Here is a 16548-nt window from a genome sequence, read left to right on the forward strand (position 1 = left end):
TATGTTTGTTTCTACTGTCTCTTCTATTGCTGATAATCTATAAATATCGGTACACCGGACATCCCTGTTTCACCATCAAGACTTGAAGCACCCTCTTTATTCCGACTTAATAAAAATACATTGCTTACGTTATCATAGTAATAACTTCCAGCCATTAAGTAGGAAAATCTGGCATTGACTATATCTGGATTAACACCGGAAAATATATAATAACCACCTTTATAATAAAATAGATCTATAAACCTTTCCAAAGAAGTATTATTTTTATCAAAATAACCAATTCTTATAAAACTATTTTTTTTATCTTTTGCTTTCTGCATGAAAGCTTCCATATACTCTACACCTTCACTTGTGATTCCGGTATAGACTCCTCCATCATATGTGACCCCATTATTGATTTCCTTGTAATATGGAATCTTATCCTCTATTGCCTGCTCCACGGAATAATCAGCGGGTATTTCCTTTAGTGGGATAGCATCTTTATCACCGCAGGCTTTCAAGAGCATCCCATAAAAACCATTACTGTAATTGTTATTTGCCACTGTAAATTCCTGGCTAAAGGTAAGGTAATTCTGACTCTCGTCCTTTATATAAGCTTTACCAAGATTAGAATCAAGATAAACTTTCTCGCCTTTTAACTTTTTAGAGATTCCTACCGCCTCCATTTCCTTTGAAGGCCAAATATAGTCTTTTAAAACTTCCGCAATCTTTCCTGCTTCTGTGGCGCCATAAGGCAGTTCGGTAAGAATGCTCCCCTCCTCCTGCCAATAAACTGTATTTCCAACAACAATCGCTGGATTCAAAGGAATCTTCTGATGAAAGACATTATCCCACATCCAAAAACCACCGGTAATCAGCATAAGGAAGAAGACTGTTAGCAAAGACCATTTAGCAATCTGCAGTTCCTTCTGTCTTCTTTTACAGGTATTACGGAAGCGATTCTTAGCCGGGGTATCCTTCTGCCATAGAAATCGAAAGACACTGACCAGATAATTTTCTTCCGGGTAATCCCCCTGATAATAAAAGCCTGCCTTTTCATAAAATTGTCTTAACTTCTTATTCCCCTGATAGCAGTCCAGATAGATATTTTTCTTGTGCTTAACACTAAATTTCTGTACATAGCGCAGGATCTTCTCACCAATCCCTTTTCCTTGATATTCCGGCAAGACTGCAATCCGATGCAGATAATAATCCTCTTTGCTTTGAGACTCATGATCAAAACATCTATCAAGAGGTTTGAGTGAGAATACTGCTATGACTCTTCCTTCTTCTCTTACAACATACTGTGACTGAAGGTCTTTTTCTATTTCTTCCCTATACCAGGGATAATTCCATTGAGGGATTCCTTTCTCAAGAAGTCTCAAAGTCACTTCATCAAGTACTGTAATAATATTATCTAAATCCCCCAGTACAGCTTTCTCTATTTTCATACCTCGTTCCTATCTGTATGCTTTTACACACCTAAAGTCACTGAATAAACCCCTTATATTTAAGGATATTCCAAGTAGATTATATCCCATCTTATGTAATTTACAATTTTTTCAAGTGCTTTCTTACAATTAACCGAATAAGGACAATAATATACCGGCTGCAACAGCAGATCCTATAACCCCTGCTACATTTGGTCCCATAGCATGCATTAGCAGGTAATTCCTGGGGTTGCTTTTCTGACCTTCAATTTGTGAAACACGTGCAGCCATCGGTACTGCCGACACACCGGCTGACCCAATGAGTGGATTGATTCTGCCGCCTGTAAGAACACTCATTACTTTCGCTATCAGCAGACCGCCAGTTGTACTGAATATAAAGGCAATTAAACCAAGCAATATAATCTTAACCGTCTCTGGTTGTAAAAATTTCTCCCCTTGCGCTGTTGCTCCAACTGTAACGCCCAAAAAAATAGTGACAATATTAATCATTGCATTCTGCACCGTATCCGACAGCCTTTCCGCTACCCCTGATTCTTTTAATAAATTCCCAAGCATTAACATTCCAATAAGGGGTGCAACTGAAGGAAGCAGTAAAATACACAGTGTAGCGACAATCACAGGAAAACATATTTTTTCAAGCTTTGATACTTTACGAGCCTGCTCCATCATTATTTCCCGCTCTTTCTTTGTCGTCAGCATTCTCATTAAGGGAGGCTGAATCATTGGTATAAGAGCCATATAAGAGTAGGCGGCCACTGAAATAGGTGCCAATAGTGCCGGTGCCAGTCTCGTTGCAAGATAAATTGCAGTAGGTCCGTCAGCTCCGCCTATAATTGCAATGGAAGCTGCTTCCCCTGGAAGAAATTTAAGTGTTATTGCCAGTATAAAAGCTATGGCAATTCCAAATTGTGCACCTGCGCCGATTAACAGGCTGCTGGGTCTTGCAATAAGCGGCCCAAAATCTGTCATAGCTCCAATTCCGAGAAAAATCAGCGAAGGATATATCCCAAGCTTTACACCTTGATATAAATAATAAAGTAATCCGCCTGGTTCTGAACTGCTTAAAGGTCCATTCATTAGACCTGTCAAAGGCAGATTAGCAAGCAGTATTCCAAAAGCAATCGGCAAAAGCAGCAGAGGTTCAAATTTCTTTGCAATTGCCAGATAGATTAAAACACATGAAATAACTAGCATAACGCACCCTTGCCAGGTTAAGTGGGTAAATCCTGATTGATTCCATAATTTTAATAATGCATCGATTAACATACTAACCTCTTTCCTGAAGTTCCAAACTATGATTGAATCTTCTCTAATGTGTATGTGAAATTTTATATATTATTTATTTTATTCTGCTCAAGGCTCTGTTTAATCCATTTAATAAAGCTTTATTTCTTTTGTTGCTTTTCGATGAAACATATAATAGCTGAAAAAGCTTTAATTACTACCCATAACATAATAAGAACAATAAAAACGATTAACATACAAAAAAATGCATATATTAAGCTATCTCCCACAGGCATCTTTCTTACCTCCTTTTCCCAAAATAGGTTTATAATTAAAAAAAAGCTTCCTGAAAGGAAGCTACCACCCTGAAGCCGAAACTTGAAACAGCATTAGCAGCTGCCAACCGGATAAAAATCTGTTTTTCTAAATAATACCTAAAAACTATACTAATTGTCAATCTTATTTTAATTAATTGCATTCCATCACACGAATCGCTGTATCCATTTACTTAGATAATTACTACAATTAATTATTACTGCCTCTAATTATTTCTTCCATCCTTAATAGCCACTCTGCTTCACACTTAATGCCTCCAACTCTAAGTAAACCATAGAGCAACAATCAGATGATAAGGGATTTATGTTTCCTCGTTTTGCTTGGAGAGATTCCTTCTGACACTTAAGAGTCAGAAACCGCGACCAGGTAAAACAGTGCCAATAGCTGAGCGTAATGCCCTCCATCCTCACAAACTAGCAGTGAGTCTGGCACTTTTTTACCTTCCAGGAACGGTTACTGGCACTTTAGTGGAATAAGGCTCCTCCCTTATCATCATCCGCTGCCACACCCAATTCTTTCTACGACAATTCAAACATCCCTGTATAAAGCTGATAATACTTACCTTTCTGACTTATCAGGCTCTCATGGTTTCCTCTTTCAATGATCTGACCATTTTCCAAAACCATAATGGCATGAGAATTACGTACAGTAGACAATCTGTGAGCTATTACAAATACCGTTCTTCCCTCCATCAGTCCGTCCATGCCTTTTTCAATAAGGGCTTCTGTACGTGTATCAATAGAGGAAGTAGCTTCATCCAGTATGAGTACCGGAGGATCTGCCACAGCAGCTCTTGCTATGGTAAGCAGCTGTCTCTGTCCCTGAGACAGGTTTGCGCCATCAGCTGTCAGAAGGGTATCATAACCCTTTGGCAGATGCTTGATAAAGGAATGGGCATTGGCTAATTTGGCTGCTGCCTTCACTTCCTCATCCGTTGCATCAGGTCTTCCATAACGAATATTTTCAAGAACCGTTCCTGTAAACAGGTGGGAATCCTGTAATACCATGGCAAGGGAACGTCTTAGATCATCTTTCTTAATCTTATTGATATTGATGCCATCATAACGAATCTTACCATCTGGTACATCATAGAAACGGTTAATCAGGTTCGTAATGGTGGTCTTACCGGCACCGGTAGAGCCTACAAAGGCGATTTTCTGTCCAACCTTTGCATAAAGGGATACTCCATTTAATACTGTCTTTTCCGGTACATAACCAAAGGTTACATTATCGAATTCCACTTCACCTTTTACCCTGGTATAAGTTATGGTACCATCCTGGTGAGGATGCTTCCAAGCCCAGATTCCAGTCTTTTCACTGGCTTCTGAGAGAGTTCCGTCACTGTTTTCTTTTGCATAGATAAGCGTTACGTAACCGTCATCCACTTCCGGTTCTTCATCGATCATATCAAAGATTCTCTCCGCACCCGCTAAGGCTGACAGTATGGAGTTAAACTGCTGTGACATCTGTGTAATGGGCATGGAGAAATTTCTGGTATATTGAAGAAACGCAACTACCGCACCAATGGTCAATTGTCCGCCAAGTGAGAGAATACCTCCAAATATTGCTGTTATTGCATACAGCGCATAAGAAAGGTTACCCATAATAGGCATCAATACGCTGGCAGAGGCATTGGCGCTGGTTGCAGCCTCACAAAGCTTATCATTCATTTCTCTGAATTGCTCTTTGGATTCTTCCTCATGGCAGAATACCTTAACAACCCTCTGTCCTTCGAACATTTCTTCAATATAGCCGTTTACTTCACCTAAATATTTCTGTTGTGCTTTAAAGCGTGAGCCGCTTCGTTTACCTATGTTCTTGATAATAAATACCATAAGAATTACCATAAGGATTACCAGTATGGTCAATTGCCAACTTAAGTAGAGCATCATGATGAATACACCTGTCACACTGATAGCAGATGCAATAAAGTTTGCAACGGTATTGCTGAAAAGCTCTCTGATCGTATCCGTATCATTGGTGTAACGGCTCATAACATCGCCATGGGGATGGGTATCAAAATATTTAACCGGCAGAGATTCCATCTTTTTAAACAGGTCCGTACGGATACGGTATAGAGTGCCTGTCGAAATACTGAGCATTATCCTGCTGTAAATATACGTTGATAAGATACCGGCCAGATAAATACCAGCCATAATGAACAGTGTCCTAATAAAACCCTGAAATAAGGAGCTGTCATATTCCTTTAACAGTGGTGCCAGATATTCATCCACCACTGTCTTCAGATAAGCAGTTCCTGCTATCTGTGCCAGGGAACTGATGGCTATACCTACTAACACCAAGCCTAAACGGAATCGATAAGCAGACATGTATAGAAAGATTCTCTTTAAGGTTTTACCTGCATTTTTAGGTCTGCTGCCGGGTTTTATCATCTTCTTATTCTTCTTTTTATCCTCTATTCCCATAGAGCCTTCTGTCAGAAATCCATTCTGTTGTTCTTTTTGTTTTTCCATCTTTATGCTCCTTTCTGCTGGGATTCATATACTTCTTTGTAGATTGCATTGGTTTCCATCAGCGCTGCCGGAGTATCAAAGGCATTCACCTCACCGTCATCCAATACCAGCACTCTGTCGGCCTCACTGACAGATGAGATTCTCTGTGCAATGATAATGGTTGTGGTATTCTTTAGCTTACTCTTTAAAGCATCTCTTATTTTCTTATCTGTTGCCGTATCGACCGCACTTGTGGAGTCATCCAGAATAATGATTTTAGGATTCTTAAGTAATGCCCTTGCAATACATAGTCTCTGTTTCTGTCCGCCTGACACATTGACACCACCCTGACCCAGCCAGGTATCGTACCCCTCAGGAAAGGAGGATATAAAGTCATGGGCTTGTGCTGCCTTACAGGCTTCAATTATTTCTTCTTTGGTAGCTTCCTTGTTACCCCATCTCAAATTGTCAATGATAGTACCAGAGAATAACACATTCTTTTGTAATACCATAGCAACTTCACTTCGCAGATGCTCTAAGGTATAATCTTTTACATTATTTCCGCCAACAAGTATTTCTCCCGACAGCACGTCGTAAAGTCTTGGAATAAGCTGTACCAGTGTAGTCTTTGATGAACCGGTGCCTCCAATGATACCGATGGTCTCACCGGGTTTAATGGTAAAGTTAGCGCCTGAAAGAGTCGTGTTCTCTTTATCCCTGGAATAACTAAAGGATACATTCTTAAATTCTATGGAACCGTCAGCAACCTTTAACTCCTTATCAGCCCCTGCATCTGTAAGGTCTATCTCTTCTGCCAGGACTTCATGAATACGTGTCATGGAGGCTCGTGAGATTACAATCATAATAAATATCATGGAAATTAACATAAGTGAGATTAGAATCTGTGAGATATAACTAATAAAGCTTGATAGCTGACCAAGTTCAAACTGACCGTCAATAACCATATTTCCGCCAAACCAAAGAATGGCTATCATACAGCCATACATACTTAACTGCATGATAGGGCTGTTTAATATAATCAGCTTCTCAGCAAAAACCTGAGCTTTTCTGACAGCGTCCGCAGAAGCTTCAAATTTCTTAATTTCCTGTGGCTCCCGGACAAAAGCTTTCACAACGCGGATACCAGTCAGGTTCTCCTGTACGTCTCCGTTCATTCGGTCGTACAACCCAAGCATGGCAACAAACCTTGGATGCGCTTTCACCAGAATAATTCCAAGTGCAATTCCAAGAAATGGAACAGCTACCAGGAATACCACTGACAGGCTTCTGTTAATGATAACTGCCATTATGGTTGCTCCAACAAGCATTACCGGCGCTCTGGCTGCCATACGGATTATCATCATAAAAGCATTCTGTGTATTTGTTACGTCTGTCGTAAGTCTTGTGATTAGCGATGAGGTAGAATACTTATCTACATTTGAAAAGGAAAAATCCTGTACCTTGTCAAACATAGTCTTTCTTAGATTCTTGGCAAAACCCATTCCGGCCTTTGCTCCAAATTTTGCTCCCATCCTTCCGAAATTTAAGGAGATAAGGGCCATAGCTACCATAAGCGCCCCCATTTTAACAATATAGCTGATGCCCCCATCTCCCAAAATACCTTTATCAATCATGCTGGCCATAACAAAAGGGATAAGAATTTCCATTACTACTTCCCCAATCATAACCAGCGGTGTTAAAATGGTGTATTTCTTATATTCACCAACACAGCCAAGTATTTTCTTATACATTGACATTCTCCTTCCTGCTATTTCATAAAAGTCTCTACATTCTGGATGCTCTTTTTTAGCAGAAGCCGAAACATATCTTTTTCTTCTTCCGTCATTCCCTGAACGATAACTTCTTCTAACTTAACCAGATAACTTCTTAAATGCAGGTATAGGTCTTTCCCTTTCTCCGTCAGCCAGACTTTTTTCATTCTTCCGTCTAACGCATCTCCGCTTCGTGTGACTAATCCGTTCTTCTCCATGTTTTGAAGAATATTAGTGACACTGGAGCGTTTCAGTTCAAACATAATCTCAACATCCTTCTGATTAGCCGGATTATCACTGCTATAGCTGTCAAGAAAACGCATTACCCTGACTTGTTCAAAGGTAATGCCGTGTTTTATCAGATTTTCATCTGCCAGATATTTTATATTTTTCCCGAGCTTTTGAATATGATATCCGTAATCTTCCGGACGTCCCTTATTACACATAGCTTTACCTATATCCATTTCTTTTTTTGTTATCTAATTAGTTAGATGTCTAACAACTATTCTATAAAATATTTTTTATAAAGTCAATACCTCATTCTTTACTATACTGCGGTAAGTACAGAAAGTAAGCAATTGCCCGGTGCATGTCGTACCGTCAATACGGCCTGCAGCAGCAATTACATAACAAGGTCATCCAGCATAAGGTGGTACAGACACTGCCTGCTCCCTGTGCTGCCCTTCCGTATCCGCTTCCCATATTTTCATACCAGATTCCGCCGCCTTCCATTCTCTGCAGCAGCATACGATAAGAGGGGTTTCCAGGATCTAGTGCAACTGCCTGTCTGGCAGCATTTAATGCCCCTATGTTATTGCCAAGTCCCTGATTGGCAACTGCGGTATAATAATACCAGATGGCACCCCTTTCCCCTATGGAATCCAGTACTGCCATAGCTTCCCTGTAATTACCTGCATTGATATAATTAGCCGCAGCCCTGAGTCTTCTCATATCCTCCGGGTTCTGATAGGAGGAGCTGCTGCCGGTATTCGCAGAACCAAAAGGACCGTAGTTCTGTCCGCCTGCTCCCTGGCCAAAACCTCCTGTTCCGAAACCTCCTGCCCCATAAGCCCCCTGACCATAGGTATTTCCACCGTATGCACTGCCGCCTGAATAATTACCATTTTCACGGTCCTTCATAATTCGGTCATAAGCTACCTGTATTTCTTTAAATCGCTCTTCTGCCTGAGCTTTATTGGGGTTATTGATATTGGCATCAGGATGATATTTGCGGCTTAAGGTACGATAGGCTTTCTTTATATCATCGGCAGTTGCATCCGGTGCTACTCCCAGGATTTTATATGGATCATATATCATAAATTACCTCCATTGCATATCTCAGGCTCACCCGGGATATTGCCAATTACTATAGAATACAGGAAAATCTGCCGATTATGCATCCTTTTTCGTTTCTCCCTGGGACCTCTCGAATTTGACCCAGACTCCTGCGTAAAGAATATTCCGAAGTATATCTGCATTCATCAATACCGGAAGCCTCTCAAACTCTCTGGCACATTCTGCCATCATAAGATTTAAGACTTCTCTTGCGGAAATCTCTTCTGTTTGCAAAAGAAAGGGGTTATAACTGCCGCTTTCCCTATCCTTATCCATATCTTCAAAGGCATCGCAGAGGTAGATGAACTTTCCAAGATAGAAACCGAGGTTTCTGACAGTCTGTGCCCACTCATCTTCCTGATATACAAAGATTTCACCTAACATTCTGCCGGTAAGACCTGATGCAAGGTCAATATCTGTTTCTTTCTTCTCTTCACAAAGCTTTAGGTCTTCCATGTATTTCTCAACTGCCTGTGCCTGTCTTGGATACTTGACTTTAAGTTTCTTATAATCTTTTTCCATCAGTTTGGCTAAGGAAAACTTTCCAATATGTTTATCATCCACCCAATCGTCCATAAGATTATGATATGCCAGTAAGATATTCATATCAGCTGCATATTCGGAGATATCATTCATCCTCATATTGTGTTTTTTTGTGGGATGAGCTACGCAGCGATGGCTTTCAGCCTTTTCCTTCGGTTCATATAAGCCGCTTAAGAGTACTACAAGAAAAGTCATATCATAGGTTAAGGTAGCCTGTCCCATTACACCATGATTCTTTTTTAGTGCCTGACAAAGACCGCAATAATAGGAATGGTATTTCTCAAAATCCTTTATTTTAAGTTCCGGTTTATTTATGGTGATATAACCAAACATGATGACTCCTTTGTTTATATATTGTTTATATAATATTGAATCAAATACAAAAACTGAAATGAGCTACTTCTGTAAGCTCATTTCAGACTTCTTCCATCTTAGTTTTCTCTTTGGCATTAGGGCTTGCTTGAATATTCTCCTACAGGGTGTCCCTGGCATTAATAAGCGGCCAAATATTTTGTAAGTTAGCTTTTTCTTATAAATTCTGCATGGCATTTGGGACAGGTAATGCAGATTTTCCCTTTGCCTTTTGGTATTCTGATTTTCTGCTTACAGGTAGGGCAGGAATATATATGGTAATTCTTATTTTTCTCTCTGCGGTTTTTAAAGTTCTTAAAATATCCGAGAAATTTCTCTTTGTGCATCAGATACTTCTGATTCTCGCTGTACCTTTTGCCTGTATCCTTTGAGAACATTCTGATATAACAAAGTATCAGCAATAGAAAGGAAAGGGATGATAAGATAGCATTTGTAAGAAAGGTAGACAAAAGCATTATAATAACACCTATCCATAACAAGAACTGGCCTAATTGATCCATCCCATATCTGCCAACCATAAACTGCCTGAATTTTTCTTTCATAATGACCTCCATCTGCTTCTTTGCGGTTCTATTTTAAGTTCCGTTCCTTTTAACAGCACGGAATATTGTTTATAATTAATTAATCCAGTTACAACCTTACAGTAGTAAATGAGTCTTGTCAATGGATTGAGGACATTCTTAATTTACTTTTTATACATATCAGACTTTTTTCATGAATTGGGGTGTGTTATACTGTGATTTGAGGGTTGGAGGGGGAGGTTTTCGCTAGGGGGGGGACGGCTAATTGAACCAAACGGAAAGAACTCATGCTTCAATTCCAAGGTATAAGAAGTCCTAATTCTCTGGAGATTTTGTGCTATAATATGAAACAGATAACTCGCTGCGCTCAGACAATCTGTTTCATATTATAGCACAAAATCTCCAGAGAAAAGGACTTCTAATACCTTTCCATAGGCGCATTCGTTCTTTCCGTTTGGTTCAATTAGCCTGAAATCCTGGAGAAACAAGACTTGATAATGCTCAAAGCATACAATTTAAAGATAATAAGTAGATCAGAGATACAAATGGGAGTTTGAGAATTACGAAAAACCTTATTCTCCTCCTGTTCTAATACGTGCTATGGTAAGCAGATGAGTGTTTGTTATATTAGTAAATACTTTATTTTCTTCCTGTTTTAATACGGTCCAAGGTACTCATGTAAGAGTTTGGTGTATTGTATAAAACTTTATTCTCTTCCTGTTTTATACCTACTGCCGCACACTAATAGGTGTTTGGGGAATTATTATAAATTTTAATTTTTTCTTGTTTTAATGCATGTAATTGCATACAAAATAGAGTCAGGCGAATTGTAAAAATTAATTTGCATCTTGCTATAATGCGTGCCAATGCACGCAGAAGGGAGTTCATATGAATTGCAGAATTGGCTGCGGTGCGTGCTGCATCGCTCCTTCCATATCTTCCCCCATACCCGGTATGCCTGATGGTAAGCCGGCAGGTGTACGCTGTATCCAGCTGACAAGTGATAATAAATGTAAGATCTTCGGTTTGGATACCAGACCAAAGGTATGCGAAAGTTTAACACCTACCGATGAAATCTGTGGTATTAATTCACAGGAAGCCCTTGCTTTCTGGGATAAACTGGAGTCCCTTACAAAAGGCTGAATCCCTGCATTTTTTTGTGTTTCCCTGCATATATAAAAGTAATTTGTAATATTCTTTTTATGGATGCATTTATAGCGGGAGAAGGCAATGGATAATACCGATAAAATTTTACTTCCTAAAAACAAAGGCCCCTACTTTGGTAAGCTTCAGGTACAGGTTATTTGTGAAGCAGGTTCCAGACCTATTGATATAGCTACCGTTAAAATTTATAACCGCGACGATCCCGATACTTTAATAGACACTCTTACTACCGATTATTCCGGCCTGACGAAACAAATCGACCTCCCTGCTCCTTCACTTGATTACAGCATGGAGCCTCCCGGTGAAAGACCTTATTCTGAATATATTCTTATCGTAACTGCACAGGGTCTCAAAACAGTTATTATTGATGGTGTTCAGATATTTCCCGAATCTTCCTCCAGGCAAAGAGTCGTTATGCCGCGTAATACGGATTCTGATGAAAGCTCAATGGTCATCGTGATACAGCCACATTATCTCTATGGAAATTATCCTCTTAAGGTTTACGAAGATGAAGTAAAGGAAATGCCTGAGTCGAATAATCTTCCCCCCATAGTAGTACCGGAGTTTTTGGTAGTACGAAACGGTATACCCAGTGATTTTAACGCAGAGGATTATTTTGTTGAATACAGGGATTATATAAAAAATGTTGTCTCCAGTATCTGTTATCCCAATTGGACCGCTGACACCATTAACGCCATTATTTTAACAACCCTGTCCTTTGCCATGAACCGCTTTTATACAAACTGGTATCAAAGACAGGGCTATACCTTTAATATTACCTCCTCTCCGGCTTATGACCAGCTATGGATCTATGGGCGTAATATTTATGATAATATCAGTGTTGCGGTGGATTACATGTTTAATTTATTTTTAGCAAGACCAGGGATTCTGCAGCCTATATTAACCCAGAGCTGTAGAGGAACCCTTACCGACTGCTCTAAAATGTTATCTATCTGGGGGGCAAAACTGTTAGGAGATACTGGTTATGATGTTATGTTCATCCTGCATTTTTATTATGGTGATGATCTGTATATCAGTTATACCGACGAGATAGCCAGTGTAATATATCCCTGGCAGGGCACAGACCTTAGTATTGGTTCCAGCGGTGGAAATGTTAACGCCCTACAGAAAATGCTGGATTTGATAGCAAGGGCCTATCTGGTCATACCAACCCTTGAAGAAGATGGAATTTTTGGACCTGTAACAGAACGTGCAGTGAAAAATTATCAGAATCTTGTGCTGCTGCCTGCCACCGGAATTGTGGATGCTGCTACCTGGTATTCAATGTTCAGAACCTATAGCCAGCTGTTAAATGCTGAACGGAAATGCGTGTAATAAAGGATATTGCCGATTTTGTGTAATCTTTTAGTTGAAATTACTCCGCGCAAAATCGGCAAATATAATTTATATATTGCTTGGAAAGTCCTTTCATTTCTTTGGCTGCCACTTCTTTAACCGACATTTCTATGACTGCTACCTTCTTTGACCACCATTTCTTTGATCTTCATTTTTTTATCTTCATTTTTTCGTTTCTTTGCCCTTTATTTTAGTCCATTTCTTGCAACAGCTTTTCAGACTTTTATTATACCAGAAGTTCTGCCAGTTCACCCATATAAACTATATGGAGTTCATGGAGTGCCCGTGTAATCGCTACATATAAAAGTTTGGCATCGGCATCACTCTTTTCATAATTGTTTACATCGGGGTTCCATAATAAAACACTGTCAAATTCCAGACCTTTGGTCATATGAATTGGTAATACCATGATTCCATTGGTAAAGTTCATCTGTTCCATATCCTCATTTAAAGGCTCAACCTCGATTAATTCCTTAAGCTTCTGATATACCTCCTTGGTCTCCTCTTCAGTTCTGCAAATAACCGCCTGTGTGGTATACCCGGTTTCTCTGCTGTCTCTTAGAATCTGAGCTGTTTTCTTTAGCATTTCATCTTCGTTTTTTGCTTTATATACCTCTACCTCCTTACCATGTCGTATTATAGGCTCAATATCATAAGTTTTAAAGGTACAGTGCTTTAACACCCGGCTGGCATAGTTTGAGATTTCTACTGTATTACGGTAACTTTTCGCAAGTACATAGAATTTATCTTTGTCTATAGAGAAAACATCGCTGCGCAGAGCTTCCCAGTCATTCATACCTGTATCAAAGTGAATATTCTGTGTAATATCCCCCATTATGGTATAAGTACAGCCGGAAAAAAGCTGTTTCATACAATAAAATACCGATACACCGAAATCCTGCGCTTCATCAACAATTATATGACTTACATATTCAAAATCCTTGGTTTCTTTGATCCTTCTTTTCAGATAGGCAAACATGGAAAGGTCGTACAGATCAATTTCTTTTTTCAGAAAACCCGCCTGCAGCTCTTTCACCACTTCCTCCTCCGGAAGCTTATGTGTAAATTCCTTATAAAGTTCCTTCTGCAGAAGACTTTCCATGAAATTCAGGTACATGGTTTCATAATCGAACTTCGATACTTTCTTTCCGAAATAGTCTTTGTATTTCTTGGTTTCTATGCTTATGATTTCTTTTTCCTGCTGTTCTCTTTCATTGATAAGCCTTATCTTACTGACCAGACGTTTATTTAAGAGCTCTTGTTTTTCCTGCAACGGCTTCTCTTTAAAGATTGTGAGAAAGTCCTTTATTTCTGTTTCTGAGTACACCTTCTTGCCATGATAGTTAATATCCTCTGCCTTAATGATTGTGGTTTCATACCAGTCCAGGTAGTATTCTAGGGCTTTAATAAAATCCAGAGAGCCTTTGTACCTTTTCAGGCGGGTTTTTATATGATTGTTTCTGTCTCCTATTGTACGGCTTCTGGCAAAAGGATTGGTAAGCTTGTACTTTTTCCTGAGCTTATCGAATTCCTTATCCAGAAGAGATATCAGAAATTCCTCCAGCGTCATCTGGTTAATATTATATACATCAAGGTTTGGCAGTACTCCTGTGATATAATTAAGCAGCATTTTATTACTGCCTATAATATAAAATTCATCGGAGCGGCATCTTTCTTTGTAGTTATACAAAATATATGAAATACGGTGCATTGCCACAGTAGTCTTTCCGCTGCCCGCAACTCCCTGTACGATAACGCTGTGCCAGGGTGTATCTCTGATAATTTCATTCTGCTCCTTCTGAATGGTTGCAATGATTTCCCCTAATACCACTTCTTTGTTCTTCCCAAGGTATTTGGTTAAAAATTCATCGTTGGCGATAACATCCGTATCATAAAAATCCACCAGGCTGCTATCCTGTATTTCAAAGGTTCTCTTTAAGTCCAGACCAATCAGTATTCTGTCTCCATAGGGTGACAGATAAGAACTCTCTCCAACATCACTGTCGTAATAAACACTGGATACCGGTGCTCTCCAGTCAATAATAACAATTTCTGTGCTGCTTTTGCTTACTCCGTTCTTACCAATGTATAAAGAAAAGTCCTTTTTTTCTTCCTCTAATTCCTCTCCGTTTGTTACGACTCCAAGCTCTCTGTAATCGATTCTTCCGAAAAAAGGCTTTTTCAAGGCAGCCAGATTCTTACTTAAGGATTTCTCCAAATCCGACTGCATACTAAGTCCGATAACCAGATCATTATGCAGCTCCGGATTATTGGAACGGTAATTATCATAGAGCTCTTTGGTTTCAGAACGGACTCTGGCTAATTCCGCACTCTGGGTATCTACATTAAACCTGATAAGCTCAACGCATTCCTTTAAATGTTCCTCTTCTCTTTCCCACTCACTTCTTAGCTCTTCATGTCTTTCACTATTTTCCATGATACCTCCTTCAGGTCTTTTGCGAACTAATGGTTTAAGTCCGTTTAACAGGTTACCTGTATCATATTAATGGAAAATTTTAAAAAATACTAGACTTTTATTTTCAATTATGGTATCATATATAATGAAGTATGCATAAAAATAAGCAACTAAATTATCTGACAATTCAACAAATAATTTGCCGCATTGGAACTAAGGTTTCAATGTTTTTTTATTTTATACCATTCCTTCAATAATCACTTTTAACAAACTATATAGTAAGAAAAAACTGCAAGAACACTAAATATCTTAGTTTTCCTGCAGCTCAGACAATTATACTGTTTATGATACTCTTAATTTATGATTCCCTTTAAATTAATAATTCCCTTTAATTTATGATTCTCTTTAATTTAGTCTTCTTATAATTTCCTCTCCCAATTCTTTCGTTCTCTTACCTCTCTCAGCCATATCATCCAGCAGCTCTATTATTTTAATCAGATTATGTATGGTTCCCTTTTTCTCATAAATATTAATTAAAATATTCTGAAATTGAATGAGTGAGAGCTTATCCGGTATCACTCCTTTTATAACCTCTGGATATTTCTCCTCCAAATTATCAACCAGTTGTTTTGTAAGCTGTTTATTTAATATCTTACCATAATTCCTTATACAGTTCTCTTCCAGAGCCTTGTAAATCTTCCCAAAGGCTGCATCTTCTTCTTTTTCAAAGGTGAATTCAAACAGAATTGTGTCATAAACCCAGATACGGTATGTGAACTGCCCTAATTCAGTATTATCACGAATCCTGACTTGAGGAATCAGTATACCAAAGGAAGCTGCTGCCCTTTTACGTATTTCATTTACCTCTGGGAAGCCTTTGCTGCTCTCTTCAGCCGCAGCCCCAAGGAGACCGGTACCGATTTCTAGCAACACCGGCTCTGCAAGCAGGTTATTCAGAATTTCCAGGGAGGGTCTTAAGCCGGCACCCTCACAAAAATCCACCTTATTCTCACCCTCCAGCAGATAATCAATGGAACAGTTTAATATACGGCAAAGAAATACTAACAGCTCAATATCCGGATATCCCATACCCCTTTCCCATTTGGAGACAGCCTGGGGAGTGACACCAAGGCGCACTGCTAATTCCTCCTGGGTATAATTACCGTCTTTTCTTAAATTCATTAGTCTTTCTTCAAATCCGCTCACAGCCATATCATTTTCCTCCTCAAGATTTATCTTTCCTGGCAATGATACCATTGTGTTCAAGAAATGTAAAACAACCGGATGTTTATCCTTAGCTCAACAACAGGTACTCAGTAGCAGAATACAAAAAGCTTTATTTTATGATGCTATCTACAGCCTTATATAACCAAATTATTGCTGGGGTGTGTCTGAAAACTCATTGTACCGTTCTGAAGACCCCACTTTGCGGTATACTGCGTTGCAATTTAGGGAACTAACACCACTACATCCCCAAAATCTCTCCTTGCTGAATTTCGCAAATTGCCTCCCACAAAGTGGAACCTCCAGCCCAGCACAAGCATTTTTCAGATACGCCCTGGCGTAAATATTCTCAAACAATATCATGGCAGAATAAGCAATTATTCATATAGATTCAAAAGGGCC

General features: G+C 39.2%; 12 protein-coding genes. 2 read left to right on the plus strand and 10 right to left on the minus strand.

The window, feature by feature from the left end; translation table 11 throughout:
• Window positions 1-23: 23 nt before the first annotated feature.
• The 8 genes from BR73_RS0123780 to BR73_RS0123815 all read right to left on the minus strand — a co-directional run bounded on the left by BR73_RS0123780 (window position 24) and on the right by BR73_RS0123815 (window position 10007).
• Window positions 24-1430, minus strand: a complete 1407-nt coding sequence (locus BR73_RS0123780) for a GNAT family N-acetyltransferase (RefSeq protein WP_033168302.1) — start codon at window positions 1428-1430, stop codon at window positions 24-26.
• A gap of 129 nt (window positions 1431-1559) precedes the next feature.
• The gene (locus BR73_RS0123785) at window positions 1560-2696 is read right to left on the minus strand and encodes a sodium ion-translocating decarboxylase subunit beta (protein WP_033168303.1); all 1137 of its coding nucleotides are present in this window, start codon (window positions 2694-2696) and stop codon (window positions 1560-1562) included.
• A gap of 812 nt (window positions 2697-3508) precedes the next feature.
• Window positions 3509-5416, minus strand: a complete 1908-nt coding sequence (locus BR73_RS0123790) for an ABC transporter ATP-binding protein (protein WP_033168908.1) — start codon at window positions 5414-5416, stop codon at window positions 3509-3511.
• A gap of 50 nt (window positions 5417-5466) precedes the next feature.
• Window positions 5467-7194 (minus strand): ABC transporter ATP-binding protein, encoded by a 1728-nt coding sequence (locus BR73_RS0123795; protein ID WP_033168304.1) that lies wholly within the window; start codon window positions 7192-7194, stop codon window positions 5467-5469.
• A 17-nt stretch (window positions 7195-7211) separates the two neighbouring features.
• Window positions 7212-7679 (minus strand): MarR family transcriptional regulator, encoded by a 468-nt coding sequence (locus BR73_RS27895; protein WP_051685533.1) that lies wholly within the window; start codon window positions 7677-7679, stop codon window positions 7212-7214.
• A gap of 136 nt (window positions 7680-7815) precedes the next feature.
• Window positions 7816-8532, minus strand: coding sequence for a DnaJ domain-containing protein (locus BR73_RS0123805; RefSeq protein ID WP_242860751.1), 717 nt, complete (start codon window positions 8530-8532; stop codon window positions 7816-7818).
• Window positions 8533-8607: 75 nt separating this feature from the next.
• Complete coding sequence (locus BR73_RS0123810) at window positions 8608-9426, minus strand: DUF5685 family protein (RefSeq protein ID WP_033168305.1); 819 nt, start codon at window positions 9424-9426, stop codon at window positions 8608-8610.
• Between the two features lie 185 nt (window positions 9427-9611).
• A complete protein-coding gene (locus BR73_RS0123815; protein WP_033168306.1) occupies window positions 9612-10007 on the minus strand; it encodes a hypothetical protein in 396 nt (131 codons plus the stop codon).
• Window positions 10008-10874: 867 nt separating this feature from the next.
• On the opposite strand from BR73_RS0123815, the gene BR73_RS0123820 reads away from it, so the two are divergent.
• A complete protein-coding gene (locus tag BR73_RS0123820) occupies window positions 10875-11129 on the plus strand; it encodes a YkgJ family cysteine cluster protein (protein ID WP_033168307.1) in 255 nt (84 codons plus the stop codon).
• Between the two features lie 87 nt (window positions 11130-11216).
• The gene (locus BR73_RS0123825) at window positions 11217-12485 is read left to right on the plus strand and encodes a peptidoglycan-binding protein (protein ID WP_051685534.1); all 1269 of its coding nucleotides are present in this window, start codon (window positions 11217-11219) and stop codon (window positions 12483-12485) included.
• A 247-nt stretch (window positions 12486-12732) separates the two neighbouring features.
• Here BR73_RS0123825 and BR73_RS0123830 read toward each other — a convergent pair whose 3' ends face one another.
• Window positions 12733-14943 (minus strand): 3'-5' exonuclease, encoded by a 2211-nt coding sequence (locus BR73_RS0123830; protein ID WP_051685535.1) that lies wholly within the window; start codon window positions 14941-14943, stop codon window positions 12733-12735.
• A gap of 384 nt (window positions 14944-15327) precedes the next feature.
• On the minus strand, window positions 15328-16134 hold the full coding sequence (locus BR73_RS27900) for an FHIPEP family type III secretion protein (RefSeq protein WP_051685536.1): 807 nt from the start codon (window positions 16132-16134) through the stop codon (window positions 15328-15330).
• Window positions 16135-16548 lie beyond the last annotated feature (414 nt).

It is taken from the genome of Clostridium sp. KNHs205 (assembly GCF_000702945.1).
Lineage (GTDB): Bacteria > Bacillota > Clostridia > Lachnospirales > Lachnospiraceae > Anaerocolumna.

Excerpts from the sequence above, each read along its gene's own strand:
- BR73_RS0123830 (WP_051685535.1), bottom strand. The coding sequence starts at position 14,943 with ATGGAAAATAGTGAAAGACATGAAGAGCTAAGAAGTGAGTGGGAAAGA.
- BR73_RS0123825 (WP_051685534.1), top strand. The coding sequence starts at position 11,217 with ATGGATAATACCGATAAAATTTTACTTCCTAAAAACAAAGGCCCCTAC.
- BR73_RS0123790 (WP_033168908.1), bottom strand. The coding sequence starts at position 5,416 with ATGGGAATAGAGGATAAAAAGAAGAATAAGAAGATGATAAAACCCGGC.
- BR73_RS0123810 (WP_033168305.1), bottom strand. The coding sequence starts at position 9,426 with ATGTTTGGTTATATCACCATAAATAAACCGGAACTTAAAATAAAGGAT.
- BR73_RS0123780 (WP_033168302.1), bottom strand. The coding sequence starts at position 1,430 with ATGAAAATAGAGAAAGCTGTACTGGGGGATTTAGATAATATTATTACA.
- BR73_RS0123805 (WP_242860751.1), bottom strand. The coding sequence starts at position 8,532 with ATGATATATGATCCATATAAAATCCTGGGAGTAGCACCGGATGCAACT.
- BR73_RS0123815 (WP_033168306.1), bottom strand. The coding sequence starts at position 10,007 with ATGAAAGAAAAATTCAGGCAGTTTATGGTTGGCAGATATGGGATGGAT.
- BR73_RS0123795 (WP_033168304.1), bottom strand. The coding sequence starts at position 7,194 with ATGTATAAGAAAATACTTGGCTGTGTTGGTGAATATAAGAAATACACC.
- BR73_RS27900 (WP_051685536.1), bottom strand. The coding sequence starts at position 16,134 with ATGGCTGTGAGCGGATTTGAAGAAAGACTAATGAATTTAAGAAAAGAC.
- BR73_RS27895 (WP_051685533.1), bottom strand. The coding sequence starts at position 7,679 with ATGGATATAGGTAAAGCTATGTGTAATAAGGGACGTCCGGAAGATTAC.
- BR73_RS0123820 (WP_033168307.1), top strand. The coding sequence starts at position 10,875 with ATGAATTGCAGAATTGGCTGCGGTGCGTGCTGCATCGCTCCTTCCATA.
- BR73_RS0123785 (WP_033168303.1), bottom strand. The coding sequence starts at position 2,696 with ATGTTAATCGATGCATTATTAAAATTATGGAATCAATCAGGATTTACC.